Below are 20,102 nucleotides of genomic sequence, written 5' to 3'. Positions count from 1 at the left end.
GAGCAAATAGTAGCGCGAGTGTTTGTGTAAATATCAAAGCTAATTATTGAGTGAGATATAAGTCGCTATGTCAATTTTGTCATAGGCGATCGCTTTCTATCATTTCAATCGTTGCTAACTCTGCTTCTAATTGTTCGATGCTTGGTAAGACATTCTGCAAAGATGCTGGTAACTCGTGCTTGTATTGAGAAACTGCAATGGGTTTGTTTACATCTCGTAGCGCGTATTCCGCGACTGTTTGATTTCGTGACTTGCACAAGATGATGCCAATTGTCGGTTTATCGTCAGGATGCCGCAGCAAATCATCGACTACAGATACATAGAAGCTCATTTTGCCTGAATATTCAGGTTTGAAATTTGTCGTCTTTAGGTCAATGACAATGTAGCAGCGCAGTTTCAGATGGTAAAACAACAGGTCAATATAAAAATCATCGCCGCCTACTTCCAAATGGTACTGACTACCAACAAAAGCAAATCCTGTCCCAAGTTCCAATAGAAAACTACGAATGCGCTCAAGTAAAGCTTTCTCTAGATCTCGCTCCTGAGCATTTTGCGCCAAAGTTAAGAAATCAAATGTGTAGGGATCTTTAATCAGTTGTTGTGCTAAATCGGATTGTGGCTGGGGCAAGGTTAAATCAAAATTGGTAATTGCTTTACCTTGTCTTTGATAGAGTTTTGTTTCAATCTGGTGTTCTAATACGGCACGACTCCAACCATTGGCGATCGCCTGTTGAGCATACCAAAGCCTTTCTTTGTAACCAGTTGCTTTGTCCAACAACCGTAGATTGTGTCCCCAAGGAATTTGTCCAACAACCTGTTGGACTATTTGCTCGTCTACCCAAGCTTCAGCAAAAGCTCTCATATAAAGCAAGTTTGTACGAGAAAAGCCCTTCATCTCGGGAAATTCTTGTTTGAGATCTTTGGCTAGGCGATCGATTACCTTGCTTCCCCATCCTTCTTGCCCCTGTCGCTGCAAAATTTCGCGCCCTATTTGCCAATAGAGTAATACCAATTCTCGGTTTACGGCTAAGGCTGCTTTAATTTGTGCTGAACGGATGCGATTTTTTAGTTCTCGCAATAGTTGCTCGTAGTCTGCGGGGACAATTTGATTAGGCATAAATCTGAGAATGGAATATTGCAACGGCGATCGCTACTTTCACATTTTGCCATAGGCTAGCAAATATTCAGATTGACTTCTCTCTGACCCAGCGTTCGATTAAGGGGACTTCAAATTTGTACTGGTTATTGATTTTTTCGATGATGTGATAGCGAAGCATTCTTTGTAGGGATTTTTGGGCTGACTCGTTGGTGGGGTGGGGTTGTTGTCCTTGGGCTAGGGCTAGGAGTTGTTGTTGACCTGCGGTGATTTCGGTGGGGGTTGTGCCTGTGAACTGTTCCCAGACGTTGGTGAAGTAGCCGATGCCGTTGATGTAGGCTTCGGGAATGGCGGATTGGAGGAGGGTGGGGGTGACGAGTTGGGTGTGGGTGGTGTTGGCTAGTTGCACGAGTACCCAGCCGAGGAGTTGGAGGAGGTAGGGATGGCAACGAGTGAGGGTGAGGATTTGGTCAACGATGCCTGTGTCGTATGCGAGGGTGAATTCGGGATCGGGATTTAGGAGCAGTTCTCTGGCTTCGTTGGGGTTGAGGTAGGTCATCTCGATGGGCATGGCGCTAATGAAGTAGCTGCTCCAATTGGTTCCGAGTTCGTCTAGGGTTTGGACTCCAGAGAAGAGGAAACTGAGGCGATCCCAATGTTGGATGAGGCTGCGGAGTTCATCAAAGAGATTGGTGCTAATGCGTCCCTGTTCCATTGCTGTGCCGATCGCTTCAAATTCATCGATATTCAGGAGGATACGTCTGTCGCCTAATTGGGTTAGGGCGGTGTCGAGCCAGTCTTCGAGTTGGGTGTAGGGGCTGAGGCGAAATTCTTCGCGTTTGGGTGGGGCGGGTAGGAGTACCTGTTGGCTACGGGCATCGCGGTGGATGGCGCGAACGATGGTGAAGCAGAAGTCGGCTTCGCTTTGGCTGGCGGATTGGCTTTGGAGGTCGATGTATACGGGCAAAACGTCACTGGTTAGGAGGCGCGGTAGGTTGAGCAGGAAGGAGCTTTTGCCACAGCGTCGGGGACCATGCAGGATAATGGTGGGACGGTTGCGATCGAGGATTTGGCGGACGATTTGATCGGCAAAGGCGGAACGTCCTTTAAATAGTTGCGCTCTGTCGCGGGTGAGGGGATTGCCATACTGAAAGGGGTTAAGGATTTCGCCTTGGGATTGGCGTTGGAGTTGTTCTAGTTCTTGCTGGATGATGGTTTGCCATTGTTTGATTACGTTTTGCCAGCGTGGGATGGATTTGCTTTTGACTAGTCCTGAGAGTTGGGAATTTAATGTGGATAGTTGGTCAAGGATGCGTTCTAAGCCGCGTTCGCGGAGGGCAATACTTCCTGCTTGGAGGGCTGCATCGGTATTTTGAGCATATTTTTGGAAGGTGGGGAGAAGTTCAACATTGAGGGATTGGGGATCTACTAATTCGGTTTGGTATAGGGATGGAACGAGTAGGGGTAAGATGGCGTGGTTTGGTGTGGCTGTGGTGATGAGTTCGGAAATGGTTTGAACGGTGATTAATTGATCGGCGATTAGTTGTGGTAAGGCATTTTTAATTGTTTGTTGAAATCCATAGAGGGGTTGTTTTTGGATGGATTGAAAAATTGGGATTGCTTCTAGGGGATTTTGACGAAAGGCGGTGATGATGAGGCGATCGTGATTGGGTAAGGGGAGCCAGAGTAATTCGCTGGTGAATGGGGGTAATAGGCGTAAAAGTTGAAATGGATTAGGTTTGATGCGGCGAAAGATAGAAATTGTTGGTAGGGTCAAGGCTGTAAAGAGGCTAAAGTCGGGAAAGAACCTATAGTAACCGATTAATGTAATTGGGATGGATAACAATGCTTCCCCACCTTGATATTCTATTCTCAAAGCACACATCATAGCAGCAGCAATTAATCCTAACCATCTTTGTCTATTGGGAGAAAGACTCGCCCCAACTAGCCAGCAGAGGCATAAAAATATAGGTAAAACTATAGTACTTATACTGGCAACGCCGCCCGCAACACTGCCCGCAACGCTGCCCGCAACGACGAAAACAACGACGAGACCAACGCCAAAAATAACGCTCACAACGCCCGCACCGACATTGAACACAATGACCGCAACGACGAAAGCAACGCCGCCCACAACGACGAAAGCAACGACGAAAGCAACGCCGCTCACAACGAGGACAGCAACGCCGAAAGCAGCGACGAAAGCAACGTCGTCAACTTTACCCCCAACGAGGACAGCAATGTCGACAGCAACGCCGAAAGCAACGCCGTAAGCAACTGCGAAAGCAACGCCGAAAGCAACGCCTACCGCACCGACGAAAGGAACGACGAAAGCATCATTTTTTGAATTAATATTAATATCAATATTATCTCGTATAAAAAACAGAAATAAACCTACGAAACCAGCAGTTGCTGAAGTAAACAGCAAGTTTTGACTACTGATCCAACTACCACTGAAAACACTTAGGGTAGATCCAAATACCAATAAACTTCTGGCTAAAATTAGATTACGGGTTAAACTCAAAGGCACTAAAAAATTGGTGATAACTAGTCCTAGAGTGACAACTAATAGCCCTATGCCAATCTGTGGTAATGGTGGCAAAGTTGTCATAGCTTTAGTCAGTCCAGTAACAAAAAAAGTAGGCTTTGAAAAATAAATTAGAATAAAAATTAATGGAACATTTAAACCAATGAGAAAATTCAAAAGCCCTCCACTACAATAAGCTGTTAAAAAAATGATAGGTAATAGTAACAAATCCCAAAATCGGCTATAGATGAGAATTAAGGCAACAAGAGGCAAACTGAACCAGCAAGAAACTTGGATAAATTGCAATGAAAAGCGCCAATTGATTCTATTCCAGAGAATATTTCGGAAAGTTGTATCTGGTCGAACACCATCACGCTCCTTAGCAGGACTCCACTCATTCATCCTCTCCTGCAACCGAGAAGGACAAAACATCGCCCAATACCATAACTCCCAACTCTCCCTCAGCCACAACTTCAGAGCATCACTCATCGCAAACCTCGCACAAACTCCGCAAACACATCACTAAACAACTCCCCATTAGTTCCCAATAACCCATACCGTTGCAACCAATCCCGCGTCACAGGAGCCGCCGCACTTCCTGATTTCCCCACCACCACTCTCAAAGCATGACGTTCCAAATCAGACAGTTCATCCCAAAGCTCCCCCCAACGCGGAGCCACCTGAAACAAAAACTCTCTTTTTACCAATTCCACATCACCATGCTGCCAAATTAACGCCGCCGCCATCTGCGTATAAAAAGGCAACCGCCCCGCCAAATCATCAATCAACCTCAGCATATCTGCCCCATAACTAGAAAACCCATCCCGCAATAACTTCTCCCATACCTCAACCTCCAACGCCCCCAACACCGTCGTACTAAAAATATTCCCAAATGGCGAAGTTAACCCCAAATTGCCATAAATCTCACTAAGTGGATGCCGACTCGCTACCACCAGAGCAAACAAACCTGCCGAAGCCTTTGAGCGCCAATCCTCACCCCAATCTTGAAACCTATCCAACCGCACCCCAATCCGCTCCAACTCATCCAACATCACAATCAACCGATACCCGCGCTCTTTTAATGCCAACAAAGCATCCTCGATCGCATAGGGATCGTCATTATCAGCCTTTGTCCAAGGCTCCATTCCCATCTGTCTTCGTAGGTTTTGCCGCAAACCCTCCATCATCCCTGATGGCTCATGAAACCTAGCATCTTGCAAATCCAACAACACAATTAACGGCTGTTGCGAATCCTGAAAGAAAACCTGCGGACGCTCCTTGATATAACGCAAAAACGAACTCTTCCCACTACGTCGCAACCCGACAATATTCACACATTGCGCCGAAATTGCCCCAATCCGATTTTTGACATCCGCGATCGCACTCACCCGACCATAAAAGCGATCGGGCGACACAGGCGCACCATACTGAAACGGATTGACATCACCCCGTTGCTGCTGGTGAAACTCACGATTTAGAGTCGCAAGATCGGGAAAATATTCCAAAACTGTCTTGATGGGAATTCCACCACCACCCAAAGGCAAACTACGATCTTCTGTATATTTAACAACACCGCAAACTTTCCCTGTTCGCCAATTCATTAACGGTGAGCCACTGAGTCCGGGGCGAACTACTCTGTCTCCGCTAAAAATAACTTTACGTGGTGAATCTCCCGTAAACCCATCACACCTCAGTCCAACAGGTGCACCATTAGGATAGTCATTGGGATAGCCGTAAATATGGAGATCGTCAAACGGTTCAATATTCTCATCGAACTCAACACAAGGATGCAATTCTTCAGTCTGGAATTGCAGCAAAGCAAGATCGATAGGATCGGGATGAGCGTACAAAATATCTGCTGTTGTAAAGTCATCTCGATCTTGCCACCGTACTGCGATCGGTTGATTGCCTGCATTTTTCACCACATGATGACAGGTAAGAATCAATCTTGGCGCGACAAAAAAGCCCGAACCATGACTGCCATTTACGCTTAGCTTTACAGTACAGGCTTGCAATCTTTCATCGGCTCTCTGGCTAAACACTTGGCTTTATTTCCCCAGTAGTTGTAGGCGTTTCACTGGACGACTTGGGACTCGACGTATCTTTACTCCATTCCAGCGTGATTTCCAGATTAGCTTTTCCCGTACCTTTCACCAGTATTGCTGTTAACTTGCCCGATTCCAAGGCTAGCTCCATGCCAAACTTGACAGTCGCCTTTGTCGGTCTTGCACGGTTAATCGGCTCAGCGATTGCCTGCACAATTCCGCCGAGCGCATCAGTTACCGCTTTAAACTTACTGGCTTCGTTTGCCACATCTTCACGCCCAGTTTGCGTTACTTCAACCAGAATTGTTGTTCCATCTTCCAGTTGTACGGGGATAGTCTGAATGCGATCGCTATCATTTGACATAATTTACTGCTCTCGATTACTAAAGCGCTAGATTTTGATTTTACACTTTCGAGAACTAGCATATCGGTAAATCAATCTTTTGCTGAACCAAAAGCAGCGATCCATTTGTGCTGAATTGCAGTTTCGAGAATACTTTGCACGATCGCAAGCCAGAAGATATTTTCGAGTAACAAGATCGCGATCGCTAAAGCCATTTGGACTAAGGGCAACAGCGTTAGTGCAGGGAGATCGCGATCAATTGTGGCAAAACCACGGATACAGGCAAAAGCTAAAATCGCCCCCGATTTGAGATGGGAGTTGCGATCGCGCCGCACAATGTAGCGATAGGTGACTGCAAACAAAAAACCTGAAAAACCAATCATACCTAGCTTAATTAGCAAAATGAAAGGATTGCCAAGCTCAAAACTGCTGATTAGTTGCACAGTCAAAAAATTCTGCAAAAAATGATGCAAAACGTAATGTAGTGTCGAGATCGCAAAAAATGCGAACACACTAGCGATCGCACCGAGAAAACCTGCTTTAAAAGATTCGATGCGATCGGCTACGGATAGATGATCTGATGCGATCGCAATAGGATGAGAAGATTGCACGCTCGTTAACTATATTTTAGGGTTACAGCAATCCTACATGAGTAAGTAACTCACCTTACGCAGATTGAATTCCTGCGATAGCAGAGGTTTAGGGCTGGCACGGGGGCACAGCCCCTACAGAACACGAATTTTTTAGGTAGGGGCAATCCCCCCGTGGTTGCCCTGCCTCGCTAGCAGCAAGAGATTCATCATCTGCGTTCTGCGTAACATCAGTAAGTAACTTGGCAAACCTCAAAAAAAAGCAAAGCGCTGCTACGCAGACGCTTTGCTTTTTTTGAGGTTTCATTAGCCAATATACTTCATGAAAAACAATAATCTTGTATCTACACGCATATTTACTGGAGCAGCGATAGAATTCTTTATAGGAATAAAGGTGATGTTATGGCTTCTAGGTTATACGCGATCGCAATTTTTGCCTTAACTGGGACTTTGGGTTGGTCATCCGATCTGTCGCCCATGACTGTGCAAGCTCAGCCTATTCAATCGCGCAAAATTGAAGCAGATCGGTTATTCAATCAAGGACTTCAACAAGCTCAGGTGAGCCAATTTCGTGAAGCCTTGCAATCCGCAGAACAAGCATTACAGATTTATCAAGAAATCAACGACTATCCCAGTCAAGCCAATGCTCAACTATTGATAGGGAATATCTACTTGATTTTTGGTCAATTTGATAATGCCATTAATACTTTTGGTAAAAGCCTTGAAATTGCAAAGCAATTGGGCATTCCGCTTTTAGAAGTTAAATTACTCAACAATCTAGGAGCAGCTTATTTTGCTTTAGGACAATATCAAAAAGCAATTGATAGCCATCAACGGGGACTAGCAATTGCTCGCGAAATCAGCGATCGCCAAGGTGAAAGCCTCATTCTTGGTCTTTTAGGGAATGACTACGTAGCTCTGGGGCAGTATCAAAAGGCTCTAGACTTCTATCAGCAATACTTAGCAGCTACAAAAAATATAAGAGATAGTCAAGGAGAAGCTTATGCACTTGGAAACATTGGTAATACCTATGCCTATTTAGGTCAATATCAAAAAGCTGTAGACTGGCTCCAGCAGAGCTTAACTCTTGTAAGAGCGATCGCCGATCGGCGCGGTGAAGGTAAAGCCCTAGAGAATTTAGGTAATACTTATACATACTTAAGCAAATACCAGCAAGCGATTGAGGTTTATCAACAGGCTCTAGTAATCTATAAGCAAATCGGCGATCGCAATGGAGAAGCCACGGCATTAGGGAATCTTGGCAATGCTTTCAATGCGATCGGGCAACATCAAAAAGCCATTGATTATTTGCAGCAGACCTTAGAGATTGTGCAAACCATTAAAGACCGTCAAGGGGAAGGCGCAACATTAGGGAATCTTGGTAATGCTTACTATTCGCTTAAACAATACGAAAAAGCATTAGATTTATATCAGCAACATCTCGTAGTTGTCCGCCAAATTGGCGAACGCAAAGGTGAAGCACAGGCAAACGCAGAGATTGCTGCTGCCCTAACTAATCTAAATCAGTCTAGCTTAGCGATCGCTTTCTATAAGTCTTCCATTAGTATTACGGAAGCAATTCGCAAAGATATTCGCGGTTTAGCTAAAGAAGAACGTCAATCCTATTTGCAGACAGTAGGCGATCGCTATCGCAGTCTCGCGGCTCTCCTGCTCAATCAAGGACGTGTGATCGAGGCGATCCAAGTTCTAGACTTGCTCAAAGTCCAAGAGCTGGAAGACTATCTCAAAAACATTAAAGGGAACGATCAAACCGCGCAAGGGATAAGGATGCTGGAGCCAGAAAAGACGATTAGCGCTCAGCTCTCAGGCATTAGCAAAGAGCAAATCCCCGAACTCAATCGCCAACTTGCCAATCAGATTCAACAACTTCCTAAATCAGAGATTAATAAAGTTCCCGATTATCTTAAACAAATCCCTCAAGGTACTGTCTTACTCTATCCTCTAATTCTTAGCGATCGCTTAGAGTTAGTGCTCTTTTCTGCGAATACTATACCGATTAGTCGCACTGTGAAAATCTCTCAAGAAAAGCTAGAAAGACTAATTGTTGATTTCAGAAGTGGACTCCTTGATGCTGGCTCTGAAGATGTCACGGAACCTGCTAAAGAACTCTACAATTTGCTGATTAAACCTATTGAGACAGAACTCACCCAAGCAAAAGCCGAAACAATCCTCTATGCCCCCGATGGACGACTACGCTATGTTCCTTTGGCGGCGCTGTATGATGGCAAACAGTGGCTAATTGAAAAATATCGCATCAGTAATCTCATTGCCTATATTCTGTCCGATTTTTCGCCGCGATCCAAATCTCAGCCTAGCATCCTTGCAGGAGCATTTGGCGGTAAAACAGGTGAGCGAAAATTTGGGCAAATTGCTCTGCCAGCAACGATTAAAGAAGTCCAATCAATCATTGATCCCTTTAAAAATTCTATTACTTTAACTGAAGAAAACTTTAGCCGCCAAGCCATCGAATCAAAATTCAAAAATCACAATATTCTCCACCTTGCGACCCATGCTGAGTTTAATACTGGTACACCAGAAAATTCCTACATCATTTTTGGTAATGGCGACAAAATCAGCCTCAATGAAATCACCAATTGGCAAATTCCAAATCTAGATTTAATTGTGTTGAGTGCTTGTCAAACTGGAGTTGGCAAACTTGGAGATGGAGTGGAGATTTTGGGCTTTGGCTACCAAGTTCAAAAAGCAGGTGCAAAAAATGCGATCGCCTCTCTCTGGAGCGTGAAGGATCAGGGGACACAAGCTCTAATGACTGCCTTTTATAGAGAGCTTCTAAAAGGAGATGTAACCATTACAGAAGCATTACGCAAAGCCCAAATTTCACAAATCCGCTCTAAAGAGTATGACCACCCCAATTATTGGTCAGCATTTTTAGCGATCGGCAATGGTTTATAGAGATGAATAGCTTTTTTGTCTACTTTTCAAAAAATGTCCGAAGTATTGAATAAGATGTCTTGATAAAAATCGGGTATTTGATTTTGTCTTTTACCCTTCCTGTAAATGCTCTGCAACTGCCTGCAAATCTGCTAAGCCTCGGTTGAGGCGATCGCGCATTGCTTCATCGAGTTTAGGGTTTTGTAAGGCAACTTCTTGAATTGCTTCTAGCCATTTGGACATCGGCACATGACGCACGGCTTCGCGTAGTCCCATATTTGCCAAGATGCCAAGATAAAAGCCTGTGAAGTCTTGACCTCCATATTCATAGAAGCCGTCCCATAGTTCTAGCTTTTCGGGTGTGTATTCAAAGTACTGATCGGAGGTGATTGGGGTGCGATCGAGTTGGGGTTGGGGGAGTGGTGGTTTAGTCATGAGTTTTACTGTGCTTTTTTTAAGCAATCAATAGGTCAAGATCGACATATTCGCATAGCGTTTTTGGCTTTGGGATTAGCATCCCATCTTCAGCGAGAGACTCTAAATGAAAAGCGATCGCTTCTTGGATCAGAGTTCTGACTTCATCGACGGTTTCAGCGACAGCTACACAACCAGGTAAATCGGGAACATAAGCCCCATAGCTAGTTTCACCAGTTTCAATTACTACTGCATATTTCATAATCTATTCCTCAATTTGTGCTTGTTTCCAAATACTTTTTAAAGTTCCAATTGGTACATCGACGCTGGGTTTACCAGCAACTGTTGCTGTACCTGATTTTGTTAAATGTTTAGTTGTCGATGGCTTCCTTTTGCTCTGACAATAACCCAATCATCTGCTTCTAACGTTTTTAATACATCACGCATCTTCACAAGTTAAAAGCCCTCATATTTTCGAGCTTTCTGTTACGTTGTCCCGAAAAAATATCACCATATATTCACTTATCAACTAAATTGATCGCTACTTCATATTTTGCCATAGTCAGAAACAGATGGTCGAGGATGCAGAGATTGAGATCGCCGACTTTTTCTACACCTTACAAAATTGATCTGCAACTCAAAGAAAAAGTCGGCGATCTGGGCAGAGAGAAATTTTTGTCCATGGGAATATGGCACTGAATGCAATGGTATTTCCATTTCAATTCAATAAATAATTGAGGTTACTTCAAGTAGTTTATTATTAGGTAACCACAATAATGATGAAAACCTTGGCATTGATATGACTGAGAGAATTTCATCAAACTTACCTGCAAAAATCTATGCCGAGGCGATCGTGCGATCGCGCAGTGGTGCACGCCTACTATCCCAGTCTCATCTTGTCACTAGTGCCAATGTTAGTCAATTTTATGCAGAGCCAAACTTACTGATTGCGGCAGCTAGACGTTTACAGGATGCAGGATTTGAAGTTTTAGCCATTGATAAAACCTCGATCAGTATTGTGGCTGCGCCTGAGGTCTATGAACGATCACTACAGACTACACTTGAGACAGTTGAGTGTAACGTGATCAAAGAGTTAGGACTGCGATCAACAGCGACCTTTATTAATTCATTTGATGACAAGCCCTTTGGCGAGATTGATACCTCTACTACGAGATGGGACGAGTTTTTAGACGGTATTGCTATCAACTCACCTACATACTATTTTTCTCATAGTGTTCCTTCCCCATTGCCACCACCGATAAGCAAAAAATACTTATCTGTCCCAGATGGGATCGCGCAAGAATTAAATGCAACTTTAGTCCATCGATCTGGTATCAAAGGTAAGGGTGTAAAAGTTGCAATGGTTGACACGGGTTGGTATCCCCATCCGTTTTTCAGACAGAATAATTACAAAGTGAATGTTATCCCTGTTTTTGGTTCAGATGAACCTTTTCAAGATGATCGTGGTCATGGCACTGGTGAATCTGCAAATATATTTGCATTAGCGCCTGAGGTTGAGCTAACGATGGTTAAAGCTGACGTAATAATTGATGGTGAACCTAAAGGTATCAACTCGATCGCTGCTTTTAAAAAAGCTGTGGCTCTGCAACCAGATATTATTTCCTGTAGTTGGGGATTGGATCTAAGAAATTCGCAATTGCTTGCTTCTCATCAAGCTCTAGCCGCCGCGATCGCAGATGCAGTTAAGCAGGGAATCATTGTCATTTTTTCGGCAGGGAATGGACATTGGGGGTTTCCTGCACAGCATCCAGATGTAATTGCCGCAGGAGGTGCATATAAGCATTTAGATGGTGCATTAAAGGGAAGATTGGAAGCAAGCAACTATGCTAGTGGGTTTGTCAGTCCAATTTATGCGGGTCGTCGTGTTCCCGATGTTTGCGGTTTGGTCGGTCAACTGCCATACGGCACTTATATTATGTTGCCTGTTCCTCCTAATAGTTTAATTGATCGGGATCTTGCTAATGTTAAGGATGGTACGCATTCCACAGACGGATGGGCAGCGTTTAGCGGTACTTCTGCTGCTGCACCGCAGTTAGCTGGTATTTGCGCTTTAATCAAACAGGTTGCACCAAACTTATCACCAGCACAAGTAAAGCAAGTTTTGCAACAAACTGCTAATGATGTTGTTGATGGTACGAGTAATCCTGCTAGTGGTGGTTTATCTGCCCGTGTGGGAGTGGATCTAGCGACAGGTTACGGTTTGGCGGATGCAGAGGCAGCAGTGAGGGCAGCAAAAGTTTTGGATACTGGTCAATGCTGCGATCGCTGTGCATCCCAAAATCCAAGTTTTTCCAATACAACTTCAAAAATAAAAAAGAGTAAACCCATGTCTAATCAATTCCCAAAACTTCAAGCTAAACTTGATGAGATTCAAGCAAGATTTGATGCAGTTCTTAAATCGGAGTTTATTGATAATGATCTAGTAGAAGCTGTTGAATTGAGAATTACTACGGCTAACTTTGTAGAACGATCGCCACAGACAGATGCCATTTTAGCCCTTGCCAATTCTCTAAAGAGCTTAAAAGCTGTTAAAAGGAAAACTGCAAAGGTTACTGCCAAAGTAGCAGAAGAAGAAATTTCAGAAATCACTAAGAAACATATTTTTGCAGCAAAAAGTCTACTCAAGATTCAAAAGCAGCAAGAACTAGCTACAAAAGTCTTGATTATTGCAATGAGTAGCACTGATGAAGATATTGCAGAACAAGCGATCGAAGCACTGGGCGAATTTAGTAGAAAAGTAGAAGGTAAGAATTTTAATTTGTTCGGATGTGACGAATATGGCAACTGTACATTTGAGTTTTAATTAACCTGCATTCCGCTAGTAATGGAATCTCAAAGTACAACGAAATAATAAGGATTTCAGCGACCTTAGATCATATTATTAGCAATAGTCTGTTCTTATCGCTATACTTCGCACGGGTAAAGCCTGAGCTTTTTTAGGTGATTACATACAATTATACATAGACAGCAAAAGTATAAGTTAAGCCCGTGCAAAGTATAATAAATAATTTATATTTTGAGAAGATAAAATAATGAAATTATTACTATATCTGCGTTTTAAATTTCAATTATTTTTTTGTCATATTTTCAAAAGCGGAATGTGGGATTAAGACAAACAACATCTTACCTGATTGGGAAAAAGCAATTATTAAGTGATTTTCAAGAGATTAACTTGACTCACTCTAACAAGCGAAAATTCTTAAAATCCTTAGTATTACAATCCCTGTCTGTGTCAGTTATCTTAATGTAACTTGGAATTTGAGTTTGACAAAGTACAGCTTGATTAACTTGCTCTGTAGTTAGGTTAAGAGCATTTTTGAGATCAGTCTGCATAAGAATTGCACCTTTAAGATTGACATTGTTAAGATTGGTATTTTTAAAACTTGATTTCCCTAAGTGTGATCCTGCTAAAGAAGAACCTTCGAGATCTGTACCTTCAAAATTTACTCTTACTAGAAAAGATCCTTCCAAATTAGCTTTTGTAATATATGCTCTTCTAAGCCTAGCATCCTCCAAGCTAACTCCTCTAAAATTAGCACCAGAAAAGTTTGATTCATCAAGATTTGCTCCTTCTAATCTAGCGCCACTTAGATTGATACCAAATAATGTTTGATTACAAATGTTTGCCCCTTTTAGTTGTTTTTTAAAACCAGTTAACATCAAAATCTGAAGGTAAATTCTTGCATTAGGATTAGAAATACAGCTTTTTGATGTAATGAAAGAAGATGATTGAATGACAACCCAGAAGGGTAAAAGTATAAAAAGCATAATAGATGGAACTCCTAACAGACCAATCGTTAGGATACGAGATATTATCTGTTTCCGTTGACCTTGATTAATAAATTCTTGTAACAAGCTTGACAACGTGGTTTCTCGACTAAATTGAATAGCATTTCGCAAAGGCAAGCCCTGAATCAAATAGTCTTTGGGTTTACCTAGTTGCTGCCATTCTTCAGCCCGCTCCTCAAGCTTCCTCTGTTGTCGCAAAGATTGCCGATTTTCATCTAGCCACATTCGCAACTGCGTCCATCGACGGATTAGCGTCTCATGCGCTACATCCACGATCGCATCTTTTTGTGGTTTTCCATCTTTCTCAGTCAGCGTAGTCGTTACCACCAGTTTCTCATCGGCAAGTTTTTTGACAGCCTTCTCAATTACCTCTAAAGGAAGCATTTCCGTTGGTAAATTTCTTAAAACCGCACGGCGGCGCGTATCTTCCGTACCCTCACCCAACTGCGTCAGCGACAAAAAGATATGTTTCACTGCCCTCTGGTCTAACTCATCCGTAAACTGAGCATAAACCGCATTTGCCCTCTTCTCTAATGCCCCTGCAATCCCTCCTAACTTCTGCTTATAGGCTTGCAAAGTCAAGCGATTGACATCTCGTGACTGCCACAGCTCCGAAAGCGCAAACTGCATCAAAGGCAAATTCGCAGGCGCACCCGCCACATCACGCACGATCTCCTCTCTCAAAATTGGCTCCACTTCGCAACCGACAGTCTTCGCAGGTTCATCGATCGCCTCTCGCAACTCATCATCATTCATCGGAGTCACTGGTACTAAATGCTCCGCAATCCGTTTCGATAGTCCTCCATATTCCCGTTCCACACATTTCCCAAAGAAATCTGCACGCATAGCGATCGCTAGACAAAATTTATCCTTTGGAAGTTCTAGAGCTTTCCATAGCAGACCAAAGAAATGTTCTCTCTCCTGTAAATCTTGACACAGAGTAAAGCACTCCTCAAATTGATCGATAACCAAGATCACACGGGGCGCTGCTGATGTTTGTACCAATTGCCGCAACCCATCTTTTTTATCACCTTGTTTTGCAATTAGTTCTTCTATCTTGTTTAAGCTAATGGCACGATCTTCACGCTCTAACTCTGGACTGACAAATGTATTAGCCAAACTGTTGAGTGGACGCTCGGTCGGTAACATCACCTGCAATTCCCAGCGATCGCTGCCCGATATTTGCCCCTGTCGTAATTGGTTCAGCAATCCTGCTCGTAATACCGAAGATTTGCCACTACCCGAAGCTCCCAACAAGGCTAGAAAATTATTTTGCTCAAGGTGATCCAGTAATGAATCCGTTAGTGCTGTCCGCCCAAAAAAGAACCGCGCATCGTCATCTTCAAAATAGGCAAGCCCCTTATAAGGATTAACATCTCCCCATTGCGGCTGGTGAAACTGACGATTGAGATTAGCAAGATAGGGAAAATATTCAAAAACTGTCGCGATCGGAATCCCACCACCACCCAAAGGCAAACTGCGATCTTCTGTATACTTAACAACACCGCAAACCATACCCGTAGCAGGATTGAGCAACGGCGCACCACTTAACCCCGAGCGCACTCTGCCATCACTAAACTTGATCTTCGGCGGCTGATCACCATTCAGCCCATCGCACCGCAACACCACACCCGCACCATTTGGATCAACATCAGGATAGCCATAGGCAAAAAGATCGTCAAAAGCTGCGATCGCCCCATCCAACTCCACACAAGCTAAAGCTTCCACCGTCTCAAATTGCAACAAAGCCAGATCGACAGGATCGGGAAAGGACTGCAAAACCTTCGCCACTGCAAAATCCTCTTGGTTTTGCCATCTCACCTTAATCGGGCGATCGCCAGCATTTTTAACCACATGATGACAGGTCAAAATTAGCCCCGCCGCCACAAAGAAACCTGTACCGTGAGTATTATCAATACTTAGCTTTACAGTACAAGTCTTGAGATTATCTGGATTGAGACTAGCCAATGGTTTTCACCGTCCCTGCTTCCTTTGTCCATTCCAGCGAAATTTCTAGATTTGCCTTACCACTGCCTTTGACCAGTACGGCTGTTAATTGACCAACCTCAACCGCTAACTCCATGCCAAACTTCACCGTCGCCTTAGACGGTTTTGCGCGGTTAATCGGCTCAGCGATCGCTTGGACAATTCCGCCGAGCGCATCAGTTACCGCTTTAAACTTACTGGCTTCATTTGCCACATCTTGCCGTCCAGTATGCGTTACCTCAACCAGAATTGTCGTTCCATCTTCCAGTTGTACAGGAATAGTCTGAGTCAGATCGTCATCATTTGCCATAATTTACTGCTCTCAATTACTAAAGCGCTAGATTTTGATTTTACACGCTTGAGGCGAGAGCTTAATCAATTAGTTAAAGAAGACGTACTGAGAAATATCAACAGGATTTTAGTGCAAAACGACCGCTATTTTGTTATCCTCCAAAACACTTATCTGTGACTCAATTTATCTCTAAGAATTTCTTGCATTTCTTTTAAATCTACGTCGTTTTTTGGGAAAGGGAATTTGGGACTATTGGGATTTCCGCGTTGAATTAAAGCCGCGATCGCCTCATCATCTTCGCGATTAGCCAAAATATAAGCTCGTAATTCTTGACGAGTCATCTTACTAAAGTCAGGCTTCATCATCATTAAACCTCCATTGACCATCAGAAAAAATTAAAACTTCTAGACTTTCGGTTACGCCAGCCAAAATGAAAATTGTACTAGTATTAGTATTATAGCGAAATATATGTATCGGTTGATAGCCGTTTGAGAGCATTTGGCAAACTCTAACACAGGCGATCGCTTGATCTACAGTTGGCATGATAGGCGGATAAATTTGACATGCCTTACTTTAAGCGATCTTTTGTATCACCCCGCTAGATCTGTATAGATTTTAAATAGCAAAAAATCTATAGCTACACTACACGCAAATCTCGAACGTTACGAACTGCGATCGCCTCGCCGTTTATTACAACTTCACCATAGAAAGAGATTTTGCGTCGGGCTAAATGGGCGTGAACAGCTTTTGCGTAAAAACTTTCACTCAGTTCCAATTGCAACTCGCGATCGCTTCCTTCTATTTTTGCCAAAATCGTCACGCTAGCCACCGTCGCATCATCACGGCGCGTCAAACCAATCACCTTACCTGAGATCGGAGTAAGGCGATCGCTACTCTGTGATTGAATTTTAGTTTCGGAACGTTTGCGAATGATATCTTTGCTTTTGAGAAGCTTGCTAGCCTCCTTGAGAACAGGAAAAGTTTGCTTAGAGAGAGCCAACTTTTCCTTAGCGATCGCAGGCGCATCCCACATCGGCGACCATTGCCAGCGAAAGCTGAGATCTTGTAGATCGGTATAATTGCCAACCTCCAAAAGAGCATCGCACAAATTGGAACTAACCCCAGATTCGACAGACTGCTCAAAAATATCGATATTACTTCCCGCCAAGACATCTTTGGTAGTCGAGTTAATTGCAGTTAAAGCTCTATTTAGAGAGAGATTAACCTTGCGCCCGAAGTTCTCATGCTCTCGCATGATTGGCGATAGAACGTTGATAATATAACTACCCTGTTGTGTTTCGCCCACGCGGAGTTCGTGCAGATATTCTCTTACTTCGGCAAACATGCCGCCGCGATAAACGGAACGCGGCTCGATAGTTGCAGAAGCGACAAACTTCATGATTTTAGAAGTTGCTTCATATAGCCGTACGGCTTCATCAATCGGAATCGTGCCGCCAATAATATCTGGACTGTCGATACGGATTTTAATTAGGTCAGTTGGTTGTAAGAGGAGATCGTTCAAAATTTGTTGGCGATCGCGATGTTCGGAAATTTCTAAAACATCGATTATTTCGCGAACCCTAGTTTTATAATCGCGAAGGCGATCGCTTTTGGGCAACAGTACTTCTAATTCTTCGCCGCGATGCCACACAGAAGCATTCCCCAAAAAATCTCCAGACTCTTGCCAACCCCTAGCCCTGAGATATTGACTGAGGGTTTCAGGACGGATGGATTCTAACGTATTCGCTTTTGGAGTTTGTAGGATCACGGCAATTCTCCCTTCGCGAGTCTCTGCATTATTGCTTGTAGAGCTTGAACGGTAAACTGGTTTTGACGAGGTATGGATATTTTAACGCTTTTTGTATTGCTTGTCGCGGGTTTGCCCCGCAATGATACCCAATAGCCGCAACGCCGCATACAAAGCTCGGTTTCAGAATGCTTCAGCCAGTCATCAGCAAGATCGGGGACGAGAACGACGACGAGAATGCGCGGAATGACAAAATTATCGGCTCGCAGCTCTTCGTAATTTTTAAGTTTTAGCGGAAATGAGAGGCTATCACCAAGCGGCGTTGGGGCTGCGGTGCATTTTAGTTGCAGTTCCAATCTGGGCGATCGCATTGTTACAACACCATTAGGCTGAGGACGAGTCCGCGCCGCGATCCCAAAATCAACACTATCGTCATCGGGACTGGGTTTATAAGTGCCATAACCTGCGGTTGCGGCTACGGCTAGGACATAAGCCTCGCTAAATTTCTCTTTTTGTGCGCTTAAATCCATGAAACCTGTAAATTCCCGCCAGAGCGATTATGCCACATCCCCTAATAGCTTTGGGCTAGCTTTGGGCGATCGCTATGGCAACCTGTGTGATTTTCGCAACTAGGCAAGCCTGTCAAAAAGATGTAATAATTTGTAACAGAATTAACAAGCGATCGCATATATACCAATCAACTCGCTCAAATTTATGGAACCCGAAATAACTACGGAAACCGAAAACATAGAAACAATCAACGCGGAAGTAATTGCCCCAGTCATAGAGGAAGAATTACACCGCCATGAATGTGGGGTATGTGGCTATATATATGAACCATCCATCGGCGATCCTAAACGCAATATCTCTGCTGGCACAGCCTTTGAAGCCATAAGTGAAGATTGGCGTTGCCCCGTCTGCAACACCAAGAAAAAAGCCTTCGCAGATATTGGTATTGCCTCCAAGCCCTCAGGCTTTACCGAAAACCTCGGCTATGGATTTGGTGTTAACGTTCTCACGCCAGGTCAAAAAAATATACTTATATTCGGCTCTTTAGCCTTAGCAGTAGCATTCTTTATCAGTTTATATGCCTTGGATTAGGGACTAGCATTAAAATAAAAAACTAATTTTTTTGTGGCGCGGCAAAGCCGCGCCACAAAAAAATTGGTTCTTCTAGTCTATTCATTAGCAATTTTAATTAGCATTACAACCATCATTATTTTTACCAATTTTTATGAAAAAAAGCATAAACCGCTTTCTTAGCTCCTTTTCGATTTGTTTATTGCTTATTTGCTTAACATTATTTGGCAATATGCCTACTGCCTTTGCAAGTAGCGGTAGTTGGCACAAAGTCGATCTGCCAGTTGCAATTACCCCCCTTGATGTATGGTTTGACAAGTCTGAGCCTAATCATGGCTGGCTTGTTGGTACTGATGCAACTTTGCTCGAATCCACCGATGGCGGCAACACTTGGGAAGAGCGCAAACTCGATCTTGGTGATAGCATTTATCGCTTTTCATCGGTTAGCTTCTCAGGGTCTGAAGGCTGGATTACAGGGCAACCTGCACTATTGCTGCATACCACTGATAGCGGCAAATCTTGGTCACGGATTGGGCTTAGCTCTAAACTCCCTGGCGATCCCTTTGCGATCGTAGCTTCGGGTCGAAACTCTGCGGAAATGGTCACAGACTTGGGTGCGATCTATGCAACCGAAGATGCTGGACAAAATTGGAAAGCCTTAGTTACCCAAGCCGTTGGCAATGCTCGCAACCTCAACCGTAGTGAAGATGGTCGTTATGTGGCGATCTCGGCAAATGGCAACTTTTATTCCACATGGCAACCAGGTGATATGACTTGGATTCAACACAATCGTAATAGCTCTCGCCGCGTGCAGAATATGGGGTATACCCCTGATAATCGCCTCTGGATGCTGAATCGTGGCGGACAAGTCCAGTTTAGTGAAGTTGGTGAATTTGATACATGGGAGAAAAAGCAAACTCCTAGAGAAGGGGGTGGATTTGGGCTGCTGGATCTTGTTTATCAAGATGAAAATAACATCTGGATCTCAGGTGGTAGTTCAAGATTGCTCCATAGTGAAGATGGTGGCAAAACTTGGAAACGTGATATGTCTGCGGCGAACGTCGGCGCTAATCTCTATCAGATTTATTTCTTTTCGAGCGATCGCGGTTTTGTAATTGGACAAAATGGCACATTACTTGCCTATTCTCCAGATTAAATAAATAGCCTCCCTTAGCGAGATTATTTGTTAAAAAATAGGTTAAGGCGATTTGGTAGCTAGAAAAGTTAGGGCAAAACCAAAAACCAACAGGGAGTTGCGG

18 protein-coding genes and 1 pseudogene are annotated in these 20,102 nt (G+C 43.7%); 4 read left to right on the top strand and 15 right to left on the bottom strand.

Annotation, left to right across the window (positions count from 1 at the left end; all coding sequences use genetic code 11):
- Nucleotides 1-79: 79 nt before the first annotated feature.
- The 5 genes from APA_RS19175 to APA_RS19155 form a co-directional block, all read right to left on the bottom strand.
- Nucleotides 80-1,117 (bottom strand): YhcG family protein, encoded by a 1,038-nt coding sequence (locus APA_RS19175; RefSeq protein ID WP_201323850.1) that lies wholly within the window; start codon nucleotides 1,115-1,117, stop codon nucleotides 80-82.
- Nucleotides 1,118-1,184: 67 nt separating this feature from the next.
- Complete coding sequence (locus APA_RS19170; protein ID WP_201323849.1) at nucleotides 1,185-4,112, bottom strand: AAA family ATPase; 2,928 nt, start codon at nucleotides 4,110-4,112, stop codon at nucleotides 1,185-1,187.
- Nucleotides 4,109-5,665 (bottom strand): trypsin-like peptidase domain-containing protein, encoded by a 1,557-nt coding sequence (locus tag APA_RS19165; RefSeq protein ID WP_201323848.1) that lies wholly within the window; start codon nucleotides 5,663-5,665, stop codon nucleotides 4,109-4,111. The genes APA_RS19170 and APA_RS19165 overlap by 4 nt, the downstream gene beginning before the upstream one ends.
- On the bottom strand, nucleotides 5,658-6,032 hold the full coding sequence (locus APA_RS19160; RefSeq protein ID WP_201323847.1) for a CU044_2847 family protein: 375 nt from the start codon (nucleotides 6,030-6,032) through the stop codon (nucleotides 5,658-5,660). The genes APA_RS19165 and APA_RS19160 overlap by 8 nt, the downstream gene beginning before the upstream one ends.
- 71 nt (nucleotides 6,033-6,103) lie before the next feature.
- On the bottom strand, nucleotides 6,104-6,622 hold the full coding sequence (locus tag APA_RS19155) for a hypothetical protein (protein WP_201323846.1): 519 nt from the start codon (nucleotides 6,620-6,622) through the stop codon (nucleotides 6,104-6,106).
- Nucleotides 6,623-7,003: 381 nt separating this feature from the next.
- Here APA_RS19155 and APA_RS19150 point away from each other — a divergent pair, with 381 nt between their 5' ends.
- Nucleotides 7,004-9,535, top strand: coding sequence for a CHAT domain-containing protein (locus APA_RS19150; protein WP_201323845.1), 2,532 nt, complete (start codon nucleotides 7,004-7,006; stop codon nucleotides 9,533-9,535).
- Between the two features lie 90 nt (nucleotides 9,536-9,625).
- Here APA_RS19150 and APA_RS19145 read toward each other — a convergent pair whose 3' ends face one another.
- The 4 genes and pseudogenes from APA_RS19145 to APA_RS19135 form a co-directional block, all read right to left on the bottom strand.
- Entirely contained in the window at nucleotides 9,626-9,949 is a 324-nt protein-coding gene (locus APA_RS19145; RefSeq protein WP_201323844.1) for a hypothetical protein, read from the bottom strand.
- Between the two features lie 19 nt (nucleotides 9,950-9,968).
- Entirely contained in the window at nucleotides 9,969-10,190 is a 222-nt protein-coding gene (locus APA_RS25285; protein WP_236579868.1) for a type II toxin-antitoxin system HicB family antitoxin, read from the bottom strand.
- Nucleotides 10,191-10,193: 3 nt separating this feature from the next.
- Nucleotides 10,194-10,381: pseudogene (locus tag APA_RS25855) on the bottom strand (type II toxin-antitoxin system HicA family toxin).
- 93 nt (nucleotides 10,382-10,474) lie between these two features.
- Nucleotides 10,475-10,645: a hypothetical protein gene (locus APA_RS19135; protein WP_201323843.1), complete on the bottom strand. Its 171-nt coding sequence runs from the start codon at nucleotides 10,643-10,645 to the stop codon at nucleotides 10,475-10,477.
- A gap of 82 nt (nucleotides 10,646-10,727) precedes the next feature.
- Between APA_RS19135 and APA_RS19130 the strand changes: the two genes are divergently transcribed.
- Entirely contained in the window at nucleotides 10,728-12,752 is a 2,025-nt protein-coding gene (locus APA_RS19130; RefSeq protein ID WP_201323842.1) for a S8 family serine peptidase, read from the top strand.
- Between the two features lie 374 nt (nucleotides 12,753-13,126).
- Here the strand turns inward: APA_RS19130 and APA_RS19125 are convergent, their stop codons facing one another.
- The 6 genes from APA_RS19125 to APA_RS19100 all read right to left on the bottom strand — a co-directional run bounded on the left by APA_RS19125 (nucleotide 13,127) and on the right by APA_RS19100 (nucleotide 18,293).
- Nucleotides 13,127-15,706, bottom strand: coding sequence for a pentapeptide repeat-containing protein (locus APA_RS19125; protein WP_201323841.1), 2,580 nt, complete (start codon nucleotides 15,704-15,706; stop codon nucleotides 13,127-13,129).
- Nucleotides 15,699-16,034, bottom strand: a complete 336-nt coding sequence (locus APA_RS19120) for a CU044_2847 family protein (RefSeq protein WP_201323840.1) — start codon at nucleotides 16,032-16,034, stop codon at nucleotides 15,699-15,701. Before APA_RS19120 ends, APA_RS19125 begins: the two co-directional genes overlap by 8 nt.
- Before the next feature lie 149 nt (nucleotides 16,035-16,183).
- Entirely contained in the window at nucleotides 16,184-16,381 is a 198-nt protein-coding gene (locus tag APA_RS19115; RefSeq protein ID WP_236579865.1) for a hypothetical protein, read from the bottom strand.
- Nucleotides 16,368-16,559, bottom strand: coding sequence for a hypothetical protein (locus tag APA_RS19110; protein ID WP_201323838.1), 192 nt, complete (start codon nucleotides 16,557-16,559; stop codon nucleotides 16,368-16,370). Before APA_RS19110 ends, APA_RS19115 begins: the two co-directional genes overlap by 14 nt.
- Nucleotides 16,560-16,653: 94 nt before the next feature.
- Nucleotides 16,654-17,784, bottom strand: a complete 1,131-nt coding sequence (locus APA_RS19105) for a hypothetical protein (protein ID WP_201323837.1) — start codon at nucleotides 17,782-17,784, stop codon at nucleotides 16,654-16,656.
- A complete protein-coding gene (locus APA_RS19100) occupies nucleotides 17,781-18,293 on the bottom strand; it encodes a DUF4365 domain-containing protein (RefSeq protein WP_201323836.1) in 513 nt (170 codons plus the stop codon). Before APA_RS19100 ends, APA_RS19105 begins: the two co-directional genes overlap by 4 nt.
- A 184-nt stretch (nucleotides 18,294-18,477) precedes the next feature.
- Here APA_RS19100 and APA_RS19095 point away from each other — a divergent pair, with 184 nt between their 5' ends.
- Together APA_RS19095 and APA_RS19090 are read left to right on the top strand one after the other, a co-directional pair.
- Nucleotides 18,478-18,864: a rubredoxin gene (locus APA_RS19095; RefSeq protein ID WP_201323835.1), complete on the top strand. Its 387-nt coding sequence runs from the start codon at nucleotides 18,478-18,480 to the stop codon at nucleotides 18,862-18,864.
- Nucleotides 18,865-18,997: 133 nt separating this feature from the next.
- Nucleotides 18,998-19,999, top strand: coding sequence for a photosynthesis system II assembly factor Ycf48 (locus APA_RS19090; RefSeq protein WP_201323834.1), 1,002 nt, complete (start codon nucleotides 18,998-19,000; stop codon nucleotides 19,997-19,999).
- Nucleotides 20,000-20,102 lie beyond the last annotated feature (103 nt).

Origin of the sequence: Pseudanabaena sp. lw0831, from assembly GCF_016584665.1 — a bacterium.
GTDB lineage: Bacteria > Cyanobacteriota > Cyanobacteriia > Pseudanabaenales > Pseudanabaenaceae > Pseudanabaena.
Note: the sequence above shows the minus strand (reverse complement) of the source record. Positions and strands in the feature narration are given on the sequence as shown.